The sequence below is a fragment of the Brevibacterium sp. S111 genome, from assembly GCF_004745075.1.
Classification (GTDB): Bacteria; Actinomycetota; Actinomycetes; order Actinomycetales; family Brevibacteriaceae; genus Brevibacterium.
In genome coordinates this window covers 37,372-59,525 of record NZ_RHFH01000014.1, presented here as the reverse complement: position 1 = coordinate 59,525, position 22,154 = coordinate 37,372, and the positions used below count along the sequence as shown (strand labels likewise).

Annotated in this window: 21 protein-coding genes; 14 read left to right on the top strand and 7 right to left on the bottom strand. The window is 66.8% G+C overall.

Features of this window, described 5'->3' with window-relative positions; genetic code table 11:
- The first annotated feature begins 124 nt into the window (after positions 1-124).
- From EB836_RS14980 to amaP, 5 genes are read left to right on the top strand one after another with little or no spacing between them, the layout of a single operon-like run.
- Complete coding sequence (locus tag EB836_RS14980) at positions 125-589, top strand: Asp23/Gls24 family envelope stress response protein (protein WP_135541805.1); 465 nt, start codon at positions 125-127, stop codon at positions 587-589.
- 36 nt (positions 590-625) lie between these two features.
- Positions 626-808, top strand: coding sequence for a hypothetical protein (locus EB836_RS14975; RefSeq protein ID WP_135541803.1), 183 nt, complete (start codon positions 626-628; stop codon positions 806-808).
- 4 nt (positions 809-812) lie between these two features.
- Positions 813-1,211, top strand: a complete 399-nt coding sequence (locus EB836_RS14970) for an Asp23/Gls24 family envelope stress response protein (RefSeq protein WP_135541802.1) — start codon at positions 813-815, stop codon at positions 1,209-1,211.
- Positions 1,208-1,810, top strand: a complete 603-nt coding sequence (locus EB836_RS14965; RefSeq protein WP_135541800.1) for a DUF6286 domain-containing protein — start codon at positions 1,208-1,210, stop codon at positions 1,808-1,810. The genes EB836_RS14970 and EB836_RS14965 overlap by 4 nt, the downstream gene beginning before the upstream one ends.
- The gene (amaP, locus tag EB836_RS14960; protein WP_135541798.1) at positions 1,807-2,400 is read left to right on the top strand and encodes an alkaline shock response membrane anchor protein AmaP; all 594 of its coding nucleotides are present in this window, start codon (positions 1,807-1,809) and stop codon (positions 2,398-2,400) included. The genes EB836_RS14965 and amaP overlap by 4 nt, the downstream gene beginning before the upstream one ends.
- A 545-nt stretch (positions 2,401-2,945) precedes the next feature.
- On the opposite strand, the gene EB836_RS14955 is transcribed toward amaP, so the two are convergent.
- Positions 2,946-3,797 carry an SDR family NAD(P)-dependent oxidoreductase gene (locus EB836_RS14955; RefSeq protein WP_240690033.1) on the bottom strand — a complete coding sequence of 284 codons (852 nt, stop codon included), beginning with the start codon at positions 3,795-3,797 and terminating at the stop codon, positions 2,946-2,948.
- Complete coding sequence (locus EB836_RS14950; protein WP_135541796.1) at positions 3,794-4,618, bottom strand: thioesterase family protein; 825 nt, start codon at positions 4,616-4,618, stop codon at positions 3,794-3,796. Before EB836_RS14950 ends, EB836_RS14955 begins: the two co-directional genes overlap by 4 nt.
- A 141-nt stretch (positions 4,619-4,759) precedes the next feature.
- On the opposite strand from EB836_RS14950, the gene EB836_RS14945 reads away from it, so the two are divergent.
- The 7 genes from EB836_RS14945 (at position 4,760) to EB836_RS14915 (ending at position 12,056) form a co-directional block, all read left to right on the top strand.
- Entirely contained in the window at positions 4,760-5,554 is a 795-nt protein-coding gene (locus tag EB836_RS14945; RefSeq protein WP_135541794.1) for an exodeoxyribonuclease III, read from the top strand.
- A 117-nt stretch (positions 5,555-5,671) separates the two neighbouring features.
- The gene (locus EB836_RS14940; protein ID WP_240690031.1) at positions 5,672-6,589 is read left to right on the top strand and encodes a RelA/SpoT domain-containing protein; all 918 of its coding nucleotides are present in this window, start codon (positions 5,672-5,674) and stop codon (positions 6,587-6,589) included.
- A gap of 64 nt (positions 6,590-6,653) precedes the next feature.
- Complete coding sequence (locus EB836_RS14935; protein WP_135541792.1) at positions 6,654-7,532, top strand: DUF5926 family protein; 879 nt, start codon at positions 6,654-6,656, stop codon at positions 7,530-7,532.
- An 86-nt stretch (positions 7,533-7,618) separates the two neighbouring features.
- Complete coding sequence (locus EB836_RS14930) at positions 7,619-8,392, top strand: glycosyltransferase family 2 protein (RefSeq protein WP_135541790.1); 774 nt, start codon at positions 7,619-7,621, stop codon at positions 8,390-8,392.
- Positions 8,389-9,327 (top strand): prephenate dehydratase, encoded by a 939-nt coding sequence (gene pheA, locus EB836_RS14925; protein WP_135541788.1) that lies wholly within the window; start codon positions 8,389-8,391, stop codon positions 9,325-9,327. The genes EB836_RS14930 and pheA overlap by 4 nt, the downstream gene beginning before the upstream one ends.
- A 123-nt stretch (positions 9,328-9,450) precedes the next feature.
- Positions 9,451-11,220 (top strand): FAD-binding dehydrogenase, encoded by a 1,770-nt coding sequence (locus EB836_RS14920; protein WP_135541786.1) that lies wholly within the window; start codon positions 9,451-9,453, stop codon positions 11,218-11,220.
- Positions 11,217-12,056, top strand: coding sequence for an SDR family oxidoreductase (locus EB836_RS14915; protein ID WP_135541785.1), 840 nt, complete (start codon positions 11,217-11,219; stop codon positions 12,054-12,056). The genes EB836_RS14920 and EB836_RS14915 overlap by 4 nt, the downstream gene beginning before the upstream one ends.
- 7 nt (positions 12,057-12,063) lie before the next feature.
- Here EB836_RS14915 and EB836_RS14910 read toward each other — a convergent pair whose 3' ends face one another.
- Together EB836_RS14910 and EB836_RS14905 are read right to left on the bottom strand one after the other, a co-directional pair.
- Positions 12,064-12,996 (bottom strand): NAD(P)-dependent oxidoreductase, encoded by a 933-nt coding sequence (locus tag EB836_RS14910; RefSeq protein WP_135541783.1) that lies wholly within the window; start codon positions 12,994-12,996, stop codon positions 12,064-12,066.
- Positions 12,997-13,071: 75 nt separating this feature from the next.
- Positions 13,072-13,851, bottom strand: coding sequence for an enoyl-CoA hydratase (locus EB836_RS14905; RefSeq protein WP_135541781.1), 780 nt, complete (start codon positions 13,849-13,851; stop codon positions 13,072-13,074).
- 115 nt (positions 13,852-13,966) lie between these two features.
- Between EB836_RS14905 and EB836_RS14900 the strand changes: the two genes are divergently transcribed.
- A complete protein-coding gene (locus EB836_RS14900) occupies positions 13,967-15,544 on the top strand; it encodes a Na+/H+ antiporter (RefSeq protein ID WP_135541779.1) in 1,578 nt (525 codons plus the stop codon).
- 153 nt (positions 15,545-15,697) lie between these two features.
- Positions 15,698-18,304, top strand: coding sequence for an ATP-dependent chaperone ClpB (gene clpB / locus EB836_RS14895; protein WP_135541777.1), 2,607 nt, complete (start codon positions 15,698-15,700; stop codon positions 18,302-18,304).
- A gap of 371 nt (positions 18,305-18,675) precedes the next feature.
- Here the strand turns inward: clpB and EB836_RS14890 are convergent, their stop codons facing one another.
- From EB836_RS14890 to EB836_RS14880, 3 genes are all read right to left on the bottom strand, one after another.
- A complete protein-coding gene (locus EB836_RS14890; protein WP_240690030.1) occupies positions 18,676-19,995 on the bottom strand; it encodes an HTTM domain-containing protein in 1,320 nt (439 codons plus the stop codon).
- The gene (locus EB836_RS14885; RefSeq protein ID WP_135541775.1) at positions 19,985-20,773 is read right to left on the bottom strand and encodes a DUF5819 family protein; all 789 of its coding nucleotides are present in this window, start codon (positions 20,771-20,773) and stop codon (positions 19,985-19,987) included. Before EB836_RS14885 ends, EB836_RS14890 begins: the two co-directional genes overlap by 11 nt.
- 156 nt (positions 20,774-20,929) lie before the next feature.
- On the bottom strand, positions 20,930-22,105 hold the full coding sequence (locus EB836_RS14880; protein WP_135541773.1) for a CoA transferase: 1,176 nt from the start codon (positions 22,103-22,105) through the stop codon (positions 20,930-20,932).
- Positions 22,106-22,154: the final 49 nt, after the last annotated feature.

The window sequence follows — 22,154 nt, the reverse complement described above, 5'->3', positions numbered from 1 at the left end:
CCGTGCCGCTCGCCGAGCCTCTGAGAATTCTTTGCGAAATCTGCGTGAGGATCTCCCACCATCTGCGTCTGTACCTATGTCAGCACCTCTCGAAGACACCACCCGACCGAAGGGACCCGAAGAAATGTCAGAGAACAAGCAGAACGCCTCGACCAGCCAGATCCCGGCCGAGGATTCCGTGCGCAGCCCTCTCGTGACCGACATGGGCACGACCTCCATCGCCGAGAACGTCGTCGCCAAACTCACCGGCATCGCCGCACGTGAGGTTCCCGGCGTCCACGGCATGGGCACCGCCGCACGCCGAGCCTTCGACACCCTCACCGACCGCATCCCCGGCTCGCAGACGAACGTCTCCGGCGGCGTGTCCGTGGAGAAGGGTGAGAAGCAGACCGCCATCGACCTCACCATCGTCGTCGAGTACGGCACCTCCATCGTCGAGGTCGCCGAGGCGATCCGCCGCAACGTCATCCGCGCCGTCGAGACCGGCACCGGGCTCCAGGTCGTCGAGGTCAACATCGACGTCACCGACGTCCACCTGCCGGAGGACGACGAGGAGACGCCGGCCAAGGACTCTCCCGAACTCAGCTGACCCCATCCGCAGCACCACCTTCGCAGAAGGAACGCCATGTCGAAAACACTCATCGGACTCCTCGTCGGACTGACCTTGGGAATCGTCGCCTACTTCGGCGGTTTCCTCGCCTTCCTCGTCGTCGCGATCTGCGGCGGTCTCGGCCTCGCCGTCGGCCTCGTCCTCGACGGACGCCTCGACCTGTCCGCGCTGAGTTCGCGTTCGACCACCCGGAGGTAGGGCCGTGTCGTCGACTCCTGACACGACCACGGCTCCGGCCCCTCGCCGAGGCGGTCTGACGATCGCGGACAAGGTCGTCGAACGCACCGCCGGGCAGATCCTCAAAGACCTGCCCGGCGTCGGCGGCACGAGCGCGGGCCTCTTCGGCATCGGCGCGAACTCGAGCCTGGAGACCCGCCCTGCCGTGGACGTCACCCTGTCCGGACGCAGCTGCACTCTCGCCGTCGACGTGGGGCTGAGCTATCCCACCCCCATCGCCGAGGCGACTGAGCGGGTGCGCACCACGCTGAGCACCGAAGTCGAACGTCTCACCGGCGTCACCGTCCGCCAGGTCGACATCGCCGTGCGGTGGCTGCGACCGGCCGCTGTCGGCACGGATCGAGGAAAGAGGACCCTACAATGAGCTCTCGTCTCCTGCGCAAGCGGCCATCACGCATCGGCCCCGCCGTGGTCGTCGCGCTGCTGGTGCTGCTCGTGGCCGTGGGGCTCGGCTGGTTCGCGGTCGCCGCCATCGTGACCTCCGGCACCGTGGATGCGCCGCTGTTCGGGACGGCAGCCGGGTACGGAGCAACCTCCGCGGATCCGTCTTCTGGTCTCGGCGGGCTCTCCGCATTGCACTGGAGCTCGGGAGTCGTCATCGGCACCGGCCTCATCGTTGCGCTGCTCGGGCTCATCGCACTCCTCCTCGGTGTCTCGCCGGGGGCGCGTCGGATCACCGGGGTGAAGGCAAACACGCCCGACCACATCGGTGATCTCGAGGTCGCCGTGCCCACCTCGTCGCTGTCGCAGATCGCGGCCGCCGCTGCCGACGAGGTCGACGGCGTCAGCGGAGTCAAGGCCTCCTCGAACGCCACCTCGACGATCGTCACGTTCTCCACCCCGATCCGCGATCACGAACCGATCCGCGCCGAGGTCGAGGCCGCCGTGCGGCAGCGCTTCGATGCGATCTCGTTCGACCGCGCACCCACAGTGAAGGTCCAGGCACGAAGGAGTCAGTCATGAGACGCACGGCCGCCGCCGCGAACCGCACGGGGCTCATCATCGTCGGCCTCATCGCCCTGCTCCTCGGACTGGCCGTGCTCGCCATCGGATTCGGTTTCGCCGCCGCTTTCCTGCCTTCGCTGCAGGCTGACGCGAGTCTCGACCCGGCGACAGCAGTGCTCGCCCTGCCGTATTCGGCGGTGATTGCCCTCGTCGTCGCGGTCGTCCTCGCCGTCATCGCCTTGCGTTGGCTGGCCGTGCAGGTTCCCAGGAAGGACTTCGCGAAGCCCTTCCGGATGCAGGCCGACGCCCGGACGGGACTGACGACGATGAACGCGGAGGTCATCGCCGAGGCGGTCGCTGACGATCTCGAGTCCACCGACGGGGTCGTCGACGCACAGGTGATCCTGCGCGGGACCGCCCGCAGTCCGGAGCTGCTCGTCCACATCGACGCCGATGAACGCGCGGACATCGATGCGCTCATCGCCGAGGTGGCCGACCGTGTCGCGGGCAATGCCTCCCTGGCACTGGGCGCCCCGCTGCGGGCCGTGGCGGTCGAAGTCGGCATCGCCCGCACGCGTTCCCGCCGCCAACGCACCGTCAGTGTGTAGCCGCTGCCCCGAAATGCAGGTCGCAATCGGATACTTTCCGGGCTCAGAAATGTCCGTTTGCGACCTACATTTCGGTGAAAAATCCGATAGTGACCGCAAGTTCGGCGGTCGGCAGCATGAACTCCGCGAAGCGTTGTGGACGACAAAGACCCTCTGCGAGGAGTTGTGAGTGGCAAAGCCCCTCCGCGAAGCGTGATGAATGACAAAGACCCCGGGGCGCTCAATCGCGACATCCCGGGGTCCTCGCAGCACTCCCCTCGAGTACCCGGACGCATCCCCATACGTCCGTTATGTTCACCCGATCCCCACCGGGCGAACACCATAATTTGACCACACTTTCGCACCGCTTGTAAAGAATCTCACCACTTGTCTCATCTCGCCCGCGAATCTATAGCACAGAAGATGGCAGAATAGAACCCCTGGTCACAGGCTCAGTTCGAGGTAGTTCACTTTTCAACCGCACTTCGCTGGGCGGACGAAAATTGCTGATGGGCCACACCTCGAGACGGCTCTCCCGCGAAGCAGGACGTGGCGTCGTCGATCGTTCAGCGACCGTCACGACGGGCGAAGGCGAAACCGTTCGATCCCCACCTCATGAGCGGACGCGGCACCAGCGGAGCAACGAGACCGGCCAGCCGATAACCGCGCCCGGGGACCGAGACGACCTTGCCCGCACGAGCATCACGCAGCGACTCCCGCACGACCTGGTCGACGCTCAGCCAGAGCAGACCGGGACCGGGACGGGCGACACCGAGGCGTTCGTGGAATTCTGTCCGGATGAACCCGGGCAGAACGGCGGTGACCGTCACCGGACTGTTCCGCAGCTCCCCAGCGAGCGCCTCGGTGAACACGAGCGTTGAGGCTTTCGACGCGGCGTACTGGCCCATCGTCGTCACCGCCGCCAGGGAGGAGACGGTGACGATGCCGCCGCGGCCGCGGGCCCGCATCCTCCGTGCCGCGAGCAGCGACAGTTCTCTCACGGCACCGGTGAGCACCTGATCCTGATCATTGAGTGCGGCGATGTCGGACTCCAACAGCGATCCGCGCAGTCCGTAGCCGGCGTTGTTGATGAGGACATCGATCTGCTGCGTGTCGATGACCTCGGCGACTGCGTCGATTCCGTCCCTCCTCGCCAGGTCGGCGGCGACCACCTCGGCGTTGATCGCGTGAGCGGCACCCAGCTGATCGGACAGTTCCCGCAGTCGCCGTTCGTCACGGGCGACGAGCACGAGATCATAGCCATCGCCGGCCAGGGCCCGCGCATAGCCGCGCCCCAGACCGGAACTCGCCCCGGTGATGAGAGCACGCGGTCGAGGCATCCGGCCCCGCCGCGAAGCGGCATCGTCACCGGCTTGCGACGATGCGGTTCGCGGTGCCTGCGGGGCCCTGTCGGTCATACCGCTCCGCGGCCTCTGCGCACTGTCAGGGACTGCACGGCGGTGCCGATGGGGCCGTCGGTGTCGCTGAGCACGCTCGTGGTCTGGCCGAGTCCGGTCGGGCCGAACGTCACCTGCGTATCGAAGCCGACCCACCCGGCTTCGGGCTCCCGGGTGAGGTGGATGGAGAGGTCGACATTGGGGAAGAAGGTCGTCTTCGGGTCCTCACGCACGGCCAGGCCGTTGGCGGTGTCGACGTACTTGACGAAGGCCGCGGTCGGAGGGTCGGTCTCGCCGTCGACGAGCGGGTAGGGGCTGCGCACCCACGACTGGGCATAGCCGGGGTGGGCGTCGGCTCCCTGTCTGCCTTCGAGGGACGCGATGTAGCCGCCGCCCCAGCGGTTGGTGAACGGGGCCTGGGGCATCTCGGACACGGCGGGCAGCGGCTGCCATTCGTCACCGGCGACCGCCTCGGTGTCGGAAGCCAGCAGTCGCCAGGCGCGAGCGATGATGCTCGTGCGCTCACCATGGCGCATCCGGGCTTCGACGAGTTCGATGGTCCGGCCGGGGCGGATGACCTCGACGTCGATGGTGAACTCACCAGAGTGGATGACGCCGAGGACGTCGAAGGTCACCCGCGAGACCATCTTGTCGCTGGGCAGGCGGCGTTCGATCTCGGCGAGGACGATCCCCGAGGCGGGCGCGAGGTGCTGCTCGCCGGGCTGCCATGCGCCCTGACTGTGCAGGGTCGAGACGAAGCGGTCCTCGGACAGACGCACATAGTAGGAGTCGGGGTACGCGGCGCCGTCGTGGCCGAGATGATCGTTGGGAGCGTCAGGCATGGCACCAGCTTATCGACTCGCGGCCGTGCGGTCGGCGCAGGGGCCCGGCAATCGCCGCCCCCTCCGGCGGGCGACCTGCGATCACGTTGCCGGGGGCCGGGTGCGCTTTCTCCTCCGGGGCCGACCGCTTAGGGTGGGAGGGTGAGAATCGCTACGTGGAATGTGAACTCGATCCGCGCCCGCCACGATCGCATCGGGGCCTGGCTGGATCGTTCGGATGTCGATGTCCTGGCCATCCAGGAGCTCAAGTGCAAGGATGCCCAGTTCCCCGAGGAACTGTTCACCGAGCGCGGCTATGAAGTGAGCTTCCATGGCCTCAACCAGTGGAACGGCGTGGCCATCGCCTCCCGCGTCGGACTCACCGACACGGAGATCGGCTTTGCGGACATTCCGGCCTTCGGTGCGGACGAACCCGTCGTCGAGGCTCGCGCCCTGGCCGCCACCTGCAACGGGGTGCGCGTCTACTCCCTCTATGTGCCCAACGGCCGCGAACTCGATCACCCGCACTACGACTACAAACTCGAGTGGTACCGGGCGCTGACGAGCGACATCGCCGCCCAGCTGGCAGACGAACCGGAGAAGAGACTCGTCCTCTGCGGTGACTTCAACGTCGCCCCGCTCGACGAGGACGTGTGGGACATGGCCGAATTCGACGGCGCCACGCACGTGTCGGATGCCGAGCGCAGAGCCTTCGACGACCTCCTCGGAGCCGGCCTGAGCGAGGTCACCCGCCAGTTCACTCCCGGACCCGGCGTCTACACGTTCTGGGATTACCAGAAGCTGCGTTTCCCGAAGAAGCAGGGCATGCGCATCGACTTCCAGCTCGCCTCACAGTCGCTGGCCGCGACCGCCTCAGCCGGCGAGATCGACCGCGAAGAGCGCAAGGGCAAGGGCGCGTCCGACCACGCACCGGTCATCGTCGACTACGACCTCTGAACCGCCTCCCGGTCGTCCGTCTCACCCCTTGGCCCCGCCTGAGCAACATTAGCGGCACAGCCATAGACATCTCCCCGGTCTTCTGGTGAAGTTGAACCAGGAGCTAGGAAGGTGACGATGATGTCAGCAACTGTCCGCGAACTGGTCGACGAAGCCTACGACCGGCGTGAGTCCACCTGGAGGGCCGCCCTGGAGACGGTCAACGACTGGGTCGAGTCCGTCCGCGCCTCCTCCTCTCTGCTCTCCGGCGACCGAGTGCGCGTCGTCGACGGTCGGATCAAGGACCGGATGCGCACGGGTGAGAAGCTGCGACGCAAACTCGCCGACGCCAATGACGAGATCCACGAATCCGTCGAAGTCGAAAACCAGGTCATCGACGTCGTCGGCGCTCGCGTCGTCTGCCGCACCGAACGCGAACAGCTCGCCCTGTGGGACCTGCTCACCGAGGCGAACGACGACGCGAACCTCTCCATCGCCGAGGTGCGCGACTACTCCGCGACTCCGAAACCCTCCGGATACCGCGGTCGCCACCTCATCGTCGAAGTCCCGTTCGACTCCGAGCCCTCCGTCCTCGTCGAACTGCAGCTGCGCACGATCCTGCAGGACGCGTGGTGCGTCCTCGCCGAGGAGCACCTGTTCAAACCCGGGCAGGCCCTGAAGTCCGACGCCCAGCAGGAGAGACTGTCCGTCATCCTCGCCGGTCTCATGGCCCAGGCGGATTCCGTGGCCGGTTTTATCGCCGATGACGTCGGAGCGTACCTGGGCATGGGCAATTCCGCCCCACCACGCACCTTCGCCGAAACGGACGAACCGACCGAGCCGGCCATCGAGGTCACGATCCGCGAACTCAACCACTCCTACGTCCTCGCCGCAGATGAAGTCGGCCGGCACGGCATCATCCAGCTCGAGACGCTCGGGCTGACTCCCGACAACCCCGAACGCTCAGCCTTCCCGCACCCCGGTGACAAGCTGCAGGTGCGTATGGACGAGTCCAACAACACTCGATACTTCATTCCCGTCGCCCGCGACCGCTGAGCGGAGCGGCGCGGCGCCGGACCCTCCCGGCGCACTCACGGCGCACCGACTAGACTTGCGTCCCATGGGAAAGAAGTCGAAGCGCTCCAAGGAAGAACTCATCGCCAAACGCCTCGCGAGGGCGCAGGCCACGGCTTTCGTCGCACGTCCGTTTGCGGACCTGCCGTTCGAAGCCGACATCATCTGCCTGCGTGAACTCGTGCCCGCGGCGACCGCGACCGCGAAGCTCACCGAGGAATACGGCGGCCATGAGGTGACGATCGCCTCGCTCCTGCCCGCCGCCTGGCAGGCCTGGCGTCGTGATGACGGTGAGATCATGGCCGGCATGCAGGTGCCGGTGTCCTCGACCGACGCCTCCCGCGATGTTGCCCGCGGCATCCTCGCCGCCGTCGAGGCGGAGCCCGGCACCTCGATCGAAGCGACGACCGAACCCGGTGCGGGTCCGCGCCTGCAGGACATCCTCGACACCTCTCACCCGTTCGACGTCCGCGTGCTCGAATCCTTCGACTACTGGGCGCTGCCCGAGGCCGAGACCGACCCCGAGGTCGGTGCCGCCCTGCAGCAGGCCAACGACTCGGTCGCCCCGACCGAGAAGCTCGCCTCGGTCGACTCCGCCTACTGGACCGAGATGTCCGGACGCACCTATGTCCGCTGGGCCCGTTCCGAGGGCGAGGATCGCGTCGTCGATGCGATGGCCCGCCTGCAGGCCGAGAACGGCAACGACCTCGGCGGCATCGGCTCCTTCCTCGGCTACTTCCGCGCCCACGGGATCATCATCCCCGTCTGGGAGCTCGAGTTCGGCACCCGTCCCGACGATGTCGAAGAGCCCATCGCCGCCTTCGGCAAGGCCATGGACGAGGCGCTGAACACGACCGAGCCGATGAGCACGGAGGCCCGTCGCGTCCGCTCCGGAATCGTGTCCCGCCAGCTGACCATCCACTGACATCCGCCACCCGGCCGGGCAGGCCGGGCACGGATCCGACCGTGCCCGGCCCCGCCTCGGCGCCGGTGTCGGACAGGAGCACCCGCATGAGCGCACACCCGCACCCCGCCCCCGAGGCGGTCGCCGCCATCGTCCCGGCGATGAACGAATCCGAGCGCATCGCCGCCACGGTGACCGCGGCCAAGCAGATTCCCGGGGTCGACATCGTCCTCGTCGTCGACGACGGATCGAGCGATGACACGGGGACCGTGGCCCGTCGGGCCGGCGCCGAGGTGATCACCCACCCGAAGAACAAGGGCAAGGCCGCGGCCATGATGACCGGGGCGTTCGCGCTGCGCAACCGGGAGATCTCCGACGCCGACCCGGGTCTCGAGCCGAAGCATCGGGCGCTGCTGTTCATCGACGGCGACCTCGAGGACTCCGCCGTCAACACCGCTCCCCTGGCCGCACCCGTGCTCGCGGGCGAAGCGGACATGACGATCGCGATCCTGCCGGCGCAGAAGCGCAAGGGCGGGGGCTTCGGATTCGTCGTCGGGCTCGCGAAGAAGGGCATCGCCGAACTCAGCGGCTTCGAGGCCACTCAGCCCCTGTCAGGCATGCGCTGCCTGTCCCGGGAGGCCTTTGACACGGCCCTGCCGTTCGCCGCCGGATGGGGTGTCGAAACGGCCATGACCATCGACGTCGTCAACGGCGGCCTGCGCGTGGAAGAGGTCGAATGCGACCTCCACCACCGCGTCACCGGTCGCGACCTCAAGGCGCAGCTGCACCGCGCCGCCCAATACCGCGATGTCGCCCGCGCCATCCTCGTCCGCCGCATCCGCGCCAAGCGGAGCCACCAGCAGAAGGAGACCGGCAAGTGAGTCTGGCCCGTTTCGCCTACCTCGGCCCCGAGGCCACGTTCACCGAGGCGGCTCTGCTGAGCTTCCTCGACTCCCGGAATCTGCGCGCGACGGCCTCGGCACAGCCGATGCGCAATGCCGCCGCCGCTCTCGATTCCGTCATCGAAGGCGACTGCGATGCCGCAGTCGTTCCGATCGAGAACTCCGTCGAAGGCGGGGTGCCGGCCACGATCGATGCCCTGACCGAGCACGGTCGGCTCCAGATCATCGCCGAGGTGGTCGTGCCCGTCCGCTTCGTCCTGGCCGTGAAGCCGGGGACCGCCGCCGAGGAGGTCACGTCCTTCGGCTCCCACCCGCACGGTGAGGCACAGGTGCGCGCGTACATGTCCGAACACTTCCCCGATGCCGTCTACCTGCCGACCTCGTCGACGGCCGCTGCCGCCCGCGACCTGGCCAACGACGCCGGTGACCATGTGGCCGCCGTGTGTCCCGCCCTGGCCGCGCAGCGCTACGGGCTCGACGTCCTCGCCGAGGACATCGGCGACCGCAAGGACGCCGTCACCCGTTTCGTCGTCGTCACCCGTCCCGGTGCCATTCCCGCACCGACCGGGGCGGACAAGACCACCATCGTCGCGGCTCTGCGATCGGACCGGGCCGGTTCGCTGCTCGAACTGCTCGAACAGTTCTCCAGCCGCGGTGTGAACATGTCGCGCATCGAATCCCGACCGACCGGCGACGGGCTGGGTCTCTACCAGTTCTCGATCGACCTGCTCGGGCACATCCACGAGGCGCGGGTGGCCGAGGCGCTGCAGGGCGTTCATCGGTCCGCGCTCAAACTCGCCTTCCTCGGCAGCTACCCGAGTTCCGACGGAGTCCTCGTGCCGATCGACCCGACGACCTCCGAGGAGTCCTTCGCCGCGGCAGCCGACTGGTTGGAGCGCACCCTGGGCGGCTGAGTCTGCGATACTGATTCCTACTGAAAGGTAAGTGTGCGCAGATTGCCAGAATCCGGCCTGTTTTTGGCAATCTGAACCCACTGAACGTCGGTTCGGCCGACGGAGACGACAGAGGAGTCGACGATGAGCACAAACGGCCACCCATCCCCCGATGCGATCATCGTCGGCGCCGGACTCGCCGGTCTCGTCGCCGCCCATGAACTCACCCGAGCCGGCAAACGCGTCGTCATCCTCGACCAGGAGAATCGCGCCAACCTCGGCGGGCAGGCGTTCTGGTCACTCGGCGGGCTCTTCCTCATCGACTCTCCCGAACAGCGTCGACTGCGCGTGCACGACTCGCTCGAACTCGCCCGCGCCGACTGGGCCACCTCGGCGGGATTCGACCGCGAGGAGGACCACTGGCCCAGACAGTGGGCCGAGGCTTACCTCGAATTCGCGGCAGGAGAGAAGCGACAGTACCTGCGTGACCTCGGCCTGCGCCTGACTCCGATCGTCGGCTGGGCCGAACGCGGCGGCTCCGGAGCCGCCGAACACGGCAACTCCGTCCCCCGCTTCCACCTCACCTGGGGCACCGGCCCCGAGGTGGTCCGCGTCTTCCGCGAACCCGTCGAAGCCGCCGAGACGGCCGGGCTCGTCGAGTTCGGGTTCCGACACCGCGTCGATGAGCTCCTCACCGAATCCGGCACCGTCGTCGGTGTCCGCGGTCGCACGCTCGCGCCCAGCCACACGGCTCGCGGGGTGGAGTCGAACCGCGAGGAGGTCGCGGACTTCGAACTCCGTGCTCCCGCCGTCATCGTCACCACCGGCGGGATCGGCCACAATTTCGACCTCATGAAGAAGTACTGGCCGGTCGACCGCCTCGGCGAGTTCCCCGACACGATGCTCGCCGGTGTGCCCGCTCACGTGGACGGACGGATGCTCCAGATCGCCGAGGATGCCGGGGCGAGCCTGATCAATCGGGACCGGATCTGGGCGTACACGGAGGGCATCGAGAACTGGAATCCGATCTGGCCCGGGCATGGGATCCGGATCATTCCCGGCCCCTCGTCGATGTGGTTCGATGCCGAAGGCAACCGGTTCCCAGCCCCGAACTATCCCGGTTTCGACACGAACCGGACGATGCGCACAATCCTCGACACGGGGTACGACTATTCGTGGTTCGTCCTCAACGAGTCGATCATCCGCAAGGAATTCGCGCTCTCGGGTTCGGAGCAGAACCCGGACATCACGGAGAAGGACATCCGGATCACGCTCGACCGTGTGCGCTCCTCCGATGCTCCCGCGCCGATCGAGGCGTTCAAGAAGTACGGTTCCGACTTCGTCGTCGCCGATTCGACCGAGGAACTCGTCGCCCGGATGAATGCACGCTCCCGCGGGCCGGTCATCGATCACGACCACCTCGTCGAGCAGATCCGGCAACGGGACCGCCAGACCGCGCACCCGTTCTCGAAGGATGCGCAGGTGCAGGCGATCCACAACGCCCGCGCCTATCTGGGGGACAAGGTCGTGCGCGCGGTCAAGCCGCACGAAATCCTCGATCCCGAGCACGGGCCGCTCATCGCGGTGCGGCTGAGTCTGCTCTCGCGCAAGACCCTCGGCGGGGTGGAGACGAACCTCGACGGTCAGGTCATCGGCGCTGCCGGCGGCACTGCCGGAGGCGGCACACCGATTCCGGGGCTGTTCGCAGCCGGTGAGGTCACCGGATTCGGGGGCGGCGGAATGCACGGCTACAACGCACTCGAAGGCACGTTCCTCGGCGGGTGCATCTTCTCGGGGCTGCGGGCCGGACGTGCGGTCGCGAACCAGACCGGTGCCGGCGCATCCGGACGAGGGCATGACGCATCAGGACGTGGGGACGGCGATTCCGCGCTGCCAGGGGGAGAGCGAGCATGACGGGCAGTGCGCGACCGGACCTCACCGTCCTCGTCACCGGCGGCACCTCGGGTATCGGCAGAGCCGTCGTCGAAGCACTCGCGGCCAAGGGCTGCACCGTCCTCACGACGAGCCGCAGCCCGGATCGGCTCAAACCGACCGACACCATCCCCGGGGTCCGATACCTGCCGCTCGACCTCGCCGACCCCGAGGGGCCGGACCGGCTGGCCGAGGATCTCGATGCGATCGGCATGCGCGAGAGCATCGATGTGCTCGTCAACAATGCCGGCGAGAGTCAGTCCGGTCCGTTCGAAGAGCTGCCCGCCGATGCCGTCGAACGCCTGTTCCGCACGAATGTGTTCGGGCCCGTAAGGCTGAGTCAGCTCGTTCTGCCCGGAATGCGCAAACGACGAACGGGCCGCATCATCATGGTCGGGTCGATGCTCGCGAGTTTTCCGCTGGCTCACCGCAGCTCCTATTCGGCGTCGAAGGCCGCTCTGCGCGGATTCGCCACGGCAGCCCGGCAGGAACTCTCACCGTTCGGGGTGTGGGTGAGCACCGTCGAGCCCGGGTCGATCGCCACGGGCATCGGGCTGCGCCGGACGAAGTACCTCGAAGAGGGCTCGCCCTATACGGCGGATGTCACGACGATGCTCGAGCGGCTCGATGCCAATGAACGAGGCGGCATCTCGGCCGAGACAGTCGCGGCCACGATCGTCGACGCGATCATCTCGCCCAGGCCGCGGGAGTTCTACGCCGTCGGCAGCCGGGCCCCGCTGCCGTTCCTGCTCAAACGTGTGCTGCCGCGTTCGCTGATATCGAAGATCGTCGCCGCCCAGCACGGGCTGAAACGCTGAGACGGGCCTACTGGAACCGGGAGGGGATGAGGTGCTGGGTGGTCGAGATCCCGAGCACCCTCTGCTGCCGTGAGAGGTTATAGGTCCGATCGGACTGCAGGTATTCGACGAGGAAGAGCTTCGCACGATCTCCGCGCTTGAACATCCCCTTGATCCGGAGTCCGAGCTTCGCCATGACCAGCGCCTTGTCCTTCGCCACCCCTTCGATGACGACCTGGTCGTAGCCCATCCGCGCAAAGTGAGTGGCCACGGCGTCCTTGAGCCGGTACGGGGTCGGGTCCCCGATATTGAACGGACCCGCCGCCGAGGGCACATCGAGGCAGGCGAGCGCGGCCCGCACGACATTGTCGACATGGGTCAGGGTGAGTTTCTGCCGACCGCCTCCGGGCAGACGCAGCACCCCCTTCTTCGCCATGTGGGCGAGGAACGGCATGAGCATCGTCTCGCCCGGGCCATAGACGGCCGCAGGTCGGAGGATCGCGGCATCGGGTCGGATCCGAGCGACGAGCTGTTCGGCCAGGGCATGGGTGCGCGAGTAGGCGTCGGAGAACTCGCCGGGATCTTTCGGCCCGGCTTCCTCCCACAGTTCGGTGTGGAGTTCGCTCGGCGGGTACACCGTCGTCGACGACAGGTGGACGATGCGGGCCTTCGGGAAGGCGTCGAGGACGTTGCGCGTACCCGTCACCCGCACCTCATAGAGTGCGTCATCATCAGCGCTCACCGAGGCGATCCCGGCGCAGTGGAAGACCGAAGTGACCTTCCCCGCCAGGGACGTCACCGCCGAAGGGGCCGGCTCGGTGATGTCCCACTGCTGGAAGTTCACTCCGGGGATGTCCGGGTCTCTCCGGCCCAGAGCGTAGACGGTCTCGTCCCTCTCCGCGAGAGCACGCGCGATGGCACCGCCGATGAAGCCGCTGGCTCCGGTCACTATCACCGCCACGTTGATTCCCTTCTCATCCGTGCCTCACTGCGGCACATCCTGACACTGTCGAAGTTCTCGCGACATCGCGGGCGCTCATCCGCGGTGCTGCCACCGCGGCTCGCGCTTGCTCAGGAAGGCGTCGATCCCTTCCTGAGCATCGGTGCCGACAGCATTGTGTGCCATCACCTGTGACATCCGCGCATACGCCTCGGCCACAGGCAGTTCACGCTGCTCGTAGAACGCGGCCTTGCCTATGGCAACTGTAGCCGACGAGGCGGACGCCACTTTCCGAGCGAGATCCGCCGTGGCGGTCTCGAGGTCGTCATCGGCGACGACGTCGGAGACGAGACCGAAGGCCAGCGCATCCTCGGCGGAGACGAAATCACCGGTCAGCAGCATTCGCATCGCCTGCTTCGCCGGCACCGCGCGGGAGAGGGCGACCATCGGCGTCGAACAGAACAGGCCGATCTTCACTCCCGGAGTCGCAAACCGTGCCGACTCCGCGGCGACCGCCAGGTCGCAGGCGGCCACGAGCTGGCATCCGGCCGCCGTCGCCACCCCTTGAACCTGTGCGATGACCGGCTGCGGAATGGTCTGGATGAGCTGCATGAGACGAGAACAGGCGTCGAAGATCTCCTGCTGCGCTTCAAGATCCGCCCCACGGATCTCCTTGAGATCATGACCGGAGCTGAAGACGTGACCGGCGGAGCCGACGATGACTGCGCGCACATCGGTGCGGCGGCCCACCTCGGCGAGGGTGTCGATGAGGGCTTCCATCACCTCGAGGGACAAAGCGTTGCGTGTGGCCGACCGGTTGATCGTCACGGACGCGACTCCGTCGTCGAGCGGCGCGAATACAATTGACTCGGACATAGCCATATTCTGCCAAAGGTCAGGCTCGCAGCGCGGAATCTGGTCGACCGTTTTCGCTCATCCCCGTCCGCGCGGCCTTCCCGGTGCGGGTCCAGCGGAGTCGAGAGGGACCATCATGACCACTTTGCTGATGATCATCGGATTCGGAGCAGCTACCTCGGTGGTGGTCGGATTGGGGCAGAGACTCAGACTTCCGTGGCCGGCGCTCATGGTCCTCATCGGCATCGCCGGTGCCTTCATCCCCACCTTCGCCGAGGTGGGCATCGACCCCGAACTCGTGCTCCCCCTGTTCCTGCCGCCCCTGCTCTTCGCCGCGGCGCAGAAGACGTCGTGGGCACTGTTCGCGATCCGGTGGCGCACGATCCTCGGCATGTCCGTCGCCCTGGTCGGGGTGACCGTGGCCGCCGTCGCAGGCTCCGCCGTCCTCCTCATCCCCGGCATCACGATCGCCGCGGCCATCGCCCTCGGCGCGATGCTCGCCCCACCGGACCCCGTCGCCGTCGACGCGGTCGCCGGCACCGTGTCGATTCCGCGCCGCATCATGTCGACCCTGCAGAGCGAGGGACTGTTCAACGACGCGGCGTCGCTGGTCATCTTCCAGACCGCGATGGCCGCGGTGCTGGCCGGCACCGAGGTCGACTACGCAGATCTGGCTGTGTCGTTCATCGTCTCCGCCACCGTCGCGGTCGCCGTCGGTCTGGTCCTGTCGTTCGCGGCGTGGTGGGTGATGGAGAAGATCGACCACACGGTCGCCCGTTCCTCACTGATGCTCGTCCTGCCCTTCGGCGTCTACCTCGTCGCCGAGCACCTCCACGCCAGCGGCGTCATCGCCGTCGTCGTCGCCGCACTCGAGGTCCGTCGCCGCGACACGGAAGGCAACTCCGCGGCACGCGTCACCCAGAACTCGACCTGGCAGGTCCTCGAGATGCTCATCACCGGCATCGCCTTCGGCCTCATCGGACTCGATCTGCGTCTCATCATCGAATCCGAGCATGCCGATCTCGGGCGGGCGCTGCTCATCGGCGGGCTCATCGCCGTCATCGTCATCGCCGTCCGCTTCATCTGGCTGCTCCTGGGCACTCTCATCGAGCGCAAGCGCCGGGAGGTCGACCCCGATGCCGCTCCGCTGAACGTCCGCGATGCCACCCTGATGACCTGGGGCGGGATGCGCGGTCTGGCCACGGTGGCTCTGGCCCTGTCGATTCCCGCGACCACGCAATCCGGGATGCCGTTTCCGGGCCGGTCCTACATCGTCGTCGCTGCGGCCATCGTCCTGCTCGTCACCCTCGTTCTGGCGGGACTGACCTTCCCCGCGGCGGTGGCGGGCCTGGGCATCGACGACGAGGCGGAGAAGGAGCATCAGGCCACGAAGGCGATCGCGATGCGCGCCTACAAGGCGGCGATGCGCGAGATCAGGAACGACGACAGCCTGCCCGACGAGGTGGTCGAACCGCTGCGGGCCAGGTTCAAGCTCCTCCACGACCAGCTCAGCGGAACCACCGATGACCAGGCGAACTCCGAGCAGGTGACCGCGTTCAAGGAACACCGTGAGCAGATGCTGCAGGTGCAGAAGAGGGCGATGCAGACCGCCCGCGCCGAGGTGCTCGCCGCCCGACGTGAACGCGGCACGGATCCGGAGATCGCTGACAAGGTCCTGCGCCGCTTCGACCTCCAGTCCGTGCTCGCGAACTGAGCCGGACGCGTTGGTGTCGGCGATACGGGACGGCGGGCCGCCTCGGCGAGATTCTCGGCTGAAATCCAAGGTTGAGTGGAATAGACTCAACTTTGTTGGTGTTGTCCCATTCGAGAGCTGTGATCAGCACACGATTTCACGAAGGAGTTGCGCATGGACGCACAGATGACAACCAAATCCCGGGAGGCGCTGCAGACTGCGGTCAACGACGTCGTCGCCCGGCACAACAACCAGGTCGAACCGGCGCACCTCGTCGCCGCCCTCCTGTCCCAGCCCGATTCTCTCGCGGCCACCCTGCTGACCAAGGTCGGCGCCGACCCGCGGCGAGTGCTCACCGCCATCGAAGCCGTGATCGGCGGCTTCCCCACGGTCAGCGGTTCTTCAGTCAGCCAGCCGAGCCTGTCTCGGACCGGGCTCGAGATGATGAATCTCGCGCAGGAGGAGATGACCGCACTCGGCGATCAGTTCGTCTCCACCGAGCACCTGCTGCTCGCCGCCGCTGCCGGCCAGGACGGCACCGGCGATGCCCTGCGCTCCAATGGTGCCGGCCGGGACGCGCTGCTCGCAGCTCTGCCCGAACTGCGCGCCGGCAAAAAGGTCACCTCGGAGAACCCCGAGGAGACCATGCAGTCGCTGGAGAAGTTCGGCATCGATCTCACCGCCGTCGCCCGCGAGGGCAAACTCGATCCGGTGATCGGCCGCGACAAGGAAGTGCGTCGCGTCGTTCAGGTGCTCTCCCGCAGGACGAAGAACAACCCCGTCCTCATCGGTGAGCCCGGCGTCGGCAAAACGTCCGTCGTCGAGGGCCTGGCCCAGCGGATCGTGGCCGGAGACGTGCCCGAGTCGCTGCGCGACAAGACGCTCATCAGCCTCGACCTCTCCGCGATGGTCGCCGGCGCGAAGTACCGCGGCGAGTTCGAGGAGCGGTTCAAGGCCGTGCTCGAGGAGATCAAGAACGCCGACGGGCGGATCATCACCTTCATCGACGAACTCCACACGATCGTCGGTGCCGGGGCCGGCGGGGATTCCTCGATGGATGCGGGCAATATGCTCAAACCGATGCTCGCCCGCGGTGAGCTGCGGATGATCGGCGCCACGACGCTCGATGAGTACCGCGAGAACATCGAGAAGGACCCCGCCCTCGAGCGGAGGTTCCAGCAGGTCTTCGTCGGCGAGCCCAGTGTCGAGGACACGATTGCGATCCTCCGCGGACTCAAGGAGCGCTACGAAGCCCACCACAAGGTCTCGATCAACGACGGCGCCCTGGTCGCCGCGGCAACGATGTCGAACCGGTACATCACCGGTCGGCGACTGCCGGACAAGGCCATCGACCTCCTCGACGAGGCGGCATCCCGGCTGCGGATGGAGATCGACTCGGCTCCCGTCGAGATCGATGAGCTCCGGCGCGCCGTCGACCGCCTGAAGATGGAGGACATGGCCCTGTCGAAGGAGACCGACTCCGCGTCCGTCGAACGGCTCAACGCCCTGCGCGCCGATCTCGCCGACAAGGAGGAGGAGCTGCGCGGACTCGAAGCGACCTGGGAATCCCAGCGGGCCGGCCTCAACCGGGTCGGTGAGCTGAAGACGAAGCTCGACGAACTGCGCTCCGCTGCCGACAAGGCTCAGCGCGACACGGACCTCGAGACCGCGTCTCGTCTGCTCTACGGGGAGATTCCCGCTGTGCAGAAGGAGATCGCCGAGGCCGAAGCCGCCGAAGCGGAAGCCGAAGCCGGGCAGAACTCGGACCCGATGGTCTCCGACAAGGTCTCAGGCAATGACATCGCCGAGGTGGTCTCCTCCTGGACGGGCATCCCCGCCGGACGCCTGCTCCAGGGCGAGATCGAGAAGCTGCTCGGGGCGGAGAACGTCCTCGGTCAGCGTCTCATCGGGCAGAAGGATGCCGTGGCCGCGGTCTCCGATGCCATCCGCCGTTCGAGGGCCGGTGTCGCCGACCCGGATCGTCCGACCGGTTCGTTCCTGTTCCTCGGACCCACCGGTGTGGGCAAGACGGAACTGGCGAAGTCGCTGGCGGACTTCCTCTTCGACGATGAGAAGGCTCTGATCAGGATCGATATGAGCGAATACGGTGAGAAGCACACCGTGTCCCGCCTCGTCGGAGCTCCTCCGGGCTACGTCGGCTACGACGAGGGCGGCCAACTCACCGAGGCGGTCCGCCGTCGCCCGTACTCCGTGGTCCTGCTCGACGAGGTCGAGAAGGCGCACCCCTCCGTCTTCGACATCCTGCTGCAGGTCCTCGACGACGGTCGGCTCACCGATGGTCAGGGACGCACGGTCGATTTCCGGAACACGATTCTCATCCTGACCTCGAACCTCGGTTCGCAGTTCCTCGTCGACAACTCGCTGTCGAATGAGGAGCAGCGCAGCAAGGTCCTCGACGTCGTGCATGCGACGTTCAAGCCCGAGTTCCTCAACCGGCTTGACGACATCGTGCTCTTCGATGCCCTCGGCCAGTCCGAGCTCGCCTCGATCGTCGATCTGCAGATCGAACACATGTCCAAGCGGCTCGGCGACCGTCGGATCTCCCTCGAGGTCACTCAGGGCGCGGAGGACTGGTTGGCCCTCGAAGGCTACGACCCGGCATTCGGCGCCCGTCCGCTGCGCAGGTTGGTCCAGCGCGAGATTGGCGACAAGCTGGCCCGCGCTCTGCTGGCCGGTGACATCCAAGACGGAGATACCGTCGTGGTCGACCTGCCCGAGGATCCCGAGGCCAAGGGCCTGGAGCTGCGCCCCAAGCGGTAACAGCCGCAGCCTGCGTGCGTGCGGGAGAGAACCACCCTGCAACCCACCGGTCGGGGGTGCCGCCCCTGCAGCCGCACCGGTCGGCAGGGCCGCCCCTGCAGCCGCAGCGTGCGTGGGCGCCCGCCCCTGCAGCCGAACCGGCCGGGCACGGCCGCCCCCTGCTCCACAACGGCGTTCCCTGCCACACAACGGTCGGGAGAACCACCCTGCAACACAAAAGGATTCGGAACTGATGCACCGCACCTTTTGTGACGCGCACTCGCACCAAAAGTGATGCGCCCATGCACCTTTTGTGAAACCCGCCGCACTGAACGTGAAACGCCCCTGCGTCTGCTCCGTCGGCTGCGCAGCGAAAGAGGGCCGCGAACGTGCTACTTCTTACCGGCTGAGGACCCCGACTTCGAGGACGCGGCAGCATTCGCTTCGGCGGCCTTCGTCCCAGCTGCCTTCGCTCCGCTGGCCTTCGCACCGCCGGCTTCGGAGGACTTGGCTCCAGCGGCCTTCGCCCCAGCCTTCGCACCGCCAGCCCCAGCAGCCTTCGCTCCGTTGGCCCGTGGCGCCGAGGAGGCCCACCAGTGCCGCAGATAGGCGCTGACCTTGGCGAAGCTGCGGTCGCGGATGAAGATCGCGTCGACGGCGATCATCGTCAGCGAGAACCACGGCAGGCCCATGAGCAGCGCGATGCCGAGGTGGAAGGAGAGGATGCCGAGCAGCGCGACGATGCGGGTGTAGCGGTTGAACAGCATGAACGGGAAAGCGCACTGGAAGAGGATCGATCCCCACGAGATCGCCACGACCATCGGCCCCCACGCCGTCATCAGATCCGACAGCACCGGCCAAGTGCCGAACTGCTGCGTGTGCAGCGGGTTGTACACGGCGAATCCGTGCTGCCAAGCGGTGCCGCCGGCCTTGTACAGGCCGCCGGACATGTAGATCGCGCACACCTGGAATGCGAGGACGACGATGGCGAGGTTATTGGCCATGATGAGCGCCCACCGCCACGGCCCGCCGTCGGACTCCGGGAACTCCGGATTCCGGGCCCGGCGCCTGGCATCGAGCGACCACCGCCGGGTGGTGTCGGCGAAGAGGAGCGCGATCATGAACATGCGGTAGGCGTTGTCGCCCTGGTCGCCGGCACCGTCGTTGAGCTCGATGAAGCTCACCCACAGCACGAGGTAGAAGGGCAGGACGATCCGTGTGCGCCACCCGAGGATGATGACGATGGCCAGCAGCGCCAGCCCGATCGTCAGAGCGGTGAACAGCGGCGGCGTCGTCACCGCCCGGTGGTAGAGGGAGAAGAGCCAGATGCTCGGGAAGTCGCTCTTCGGTTCGGCGATCTCACCGTTCCATGCAGCCCCCACGCCGAAGGCGTAGTGCCGCGCATTGAAGTTCGTGAGGATGAGTCCGAGCCCGGTCAACCCGATGAGGATCCGCGTCACCGCGAGCCCGTAGGTCGCGTGATAGCGACCGGTGAGCATCTCCTCGAGCCAGTTCCAGCCGTGCGCGAGCTTTGCGCGCACCAGGGTCGTCAACGGGACGAGTCCGGCGCTGCCGATGCTCTCCTGCGACTCTTCGTCTCCCTTCGCCGAGGCGGCCGGACCGGAGTGCCCGACCTCGGTCGCGGTGCCCGTTCCGCTCCTCGTCGATGTCATGTCGTCCCCCTCGTGCGGGGTCGTGTCGTCACTGTTCACTGACGCACCTCACTTTGTCGGAGGAGCAGAAGTACTTCGTGAACTCCTGCTGGGACTGATGCTCCTCGACGACGAGTGCACGCCAGCCCACGGGAACCGGCTGGATCTTCGGACGTTCGGCACTCTTGGAGTTGCGGTCGGCGAAGGGCACGACGTTCTGCCGGGCCGCCTGGTATTGGACGCGTTGGACATCATCGCCCCAGATCGCCTTCGCCACCTGGGTCGCATAGGCCGTGGCCGTGTGCTCGCTCTCGAGGTAGTCCGGGATCGTGTTCTTCGGGTCGTCGTATTCCTTGAGCTTCGTCGTCAGTCGATCGACCGAATCATCGCCCTTGAAGTAGTCGAGCTTGACGATCGCCTTCTGGTCATCGGGCAGATCCTCCCAGGAGCCCTTGATATCCGAGGCCACACCGATGCCGAGTCCGGCCGAACGCGGCGGGAACAGCTTGTACGTGGAGTGGTCGAGCTCGACGTCGGTGGCCCTGACCCACTGGGTGATCTCCTCGCCGCTGTCCGTCTTGATCACCGCACGCACGTCGAAGTAGTAGTCACCATTGATCGGCTCGGGCGCGAACACGCTCCATGACTGCCCCCACATCGGAATCATGTACTTCGTGAGCAGATCGCCGGGAATCACCTCCCGCATCGTCGAAGCAGGGGCGATCCACAGAAAGCTGGCGAAGAGGTGGAATCCCGTGATCACCATCGCGATCACCATCAGGGTCCGTTTCACCGCCGATCGTCGCCGAGGCGCTGCCTCGGTCGGCTTGTTGTCCATCTCGGTTCCGAATCTCTCAGCGAACACTTCCGGCGGCACCGGGAGTCGGGACGGCGCCCAGACATCCGCGGTGACAGCACACAGTGACTAGGGTACTTCAGCGGCAAGGGACTTTTCCCCGGTCCGTGCCCGATCACGGCCGCCGATGATGCCTGCCTACTGCAGCGAACGCAGCCAGTCCTTGACCGCCTCGGTCGACTCGCCGAGCGTCGGCGGCGCCAATTCGTAGCTGGCCGGGGTCTCGGACAACCGGATCGGGTTGGCCACGGTGGGGATGACACGATCCCCTTCGCCCGCCTCGGCGACGGGTTGAAGTCCCAGCGTCGATGCCAGGTCCACACCCTGAGCGATCGAGTTGATCGGCGCGCAGGGCAGCCCCGCCTCGGTGAGGATGTCGAACCATTCCTGGTTCGTCTTCTCACTGAGTGCGGCGATGAGTTCGGGTTCGAGTTCCTCGCGGTGGACGTTGCGATCGGCGAAGTTCGCGAACCGTTCGTCGCTGGCCCATTCGGGGTGGCCGAGCACCTCGGCGAGGCGGGCGAACTGGTTGTCGTTGCCGCAGGCGATGATGATCTGCCCCTCGGCCGTGGGCATCGGCTGGTACGGGTAGAGACTCGGATGCTGGTTGCCCATCGCCTGCGGCACGACGCCGCCGGCGACATACGCCGAGGTTTGGTTCGCCAGGCCCGACAGCGCCGAGGACAGCAGGTTCGTCTCGACCAGCTGGCCGATGCCGGTGTCCTTGCGGTGGGCGAGTGCGGCGAGGATGCCCACCGTCGTATGGAGTCCGGTGATGACGTCGACGACAGCGACACCGGCCTTGACCGGGCCCGACTCCTCCGAGCCGGTCACCGACATGAACCCGGACAGCCCTTGGATGAGCAGGTCGTAGCCCGGCAGCGGATTGTCACGACCGAAACCGGTCACCGAGGCGTAGACGATGCCCGGGTTCACCGCGCTCACCGTCTCGTAGTCGAGTCCGTACTTCGCCAGCCCCCCGGCCTTGAAGTTCTCGACGAGGACGTCGGAGGCGGCGGCCAGCTGCTGTGCGAATTCGAGATCCTCGGGATCCTTGAAATCGAGGACGACCGAGTGCTTGTTCCGGTTCGCCGTGAGGAAGTACGTCGCATCGTCCCCTCGCCGAGGCGGCGCCCAGTGACGCGTATCATCGCCGGTCCTGCCCTCGACCTTGATGACCGTGGCCCCGAGATCGGCGAGCATCATCGTCGCGTAGGGTCCGGCCAGGACGCGGGAGAAGTCCGCCACGACCGTCCCGGCCAGAGGTCCGCTCCCCTGCCGCCCGAAAGGTTCTTGGACTCCTGCTGTTTCCACCTGCTGCCTCCCTTGGCACGACCGACTTTCCTGTCCTCAGGCAGACTAT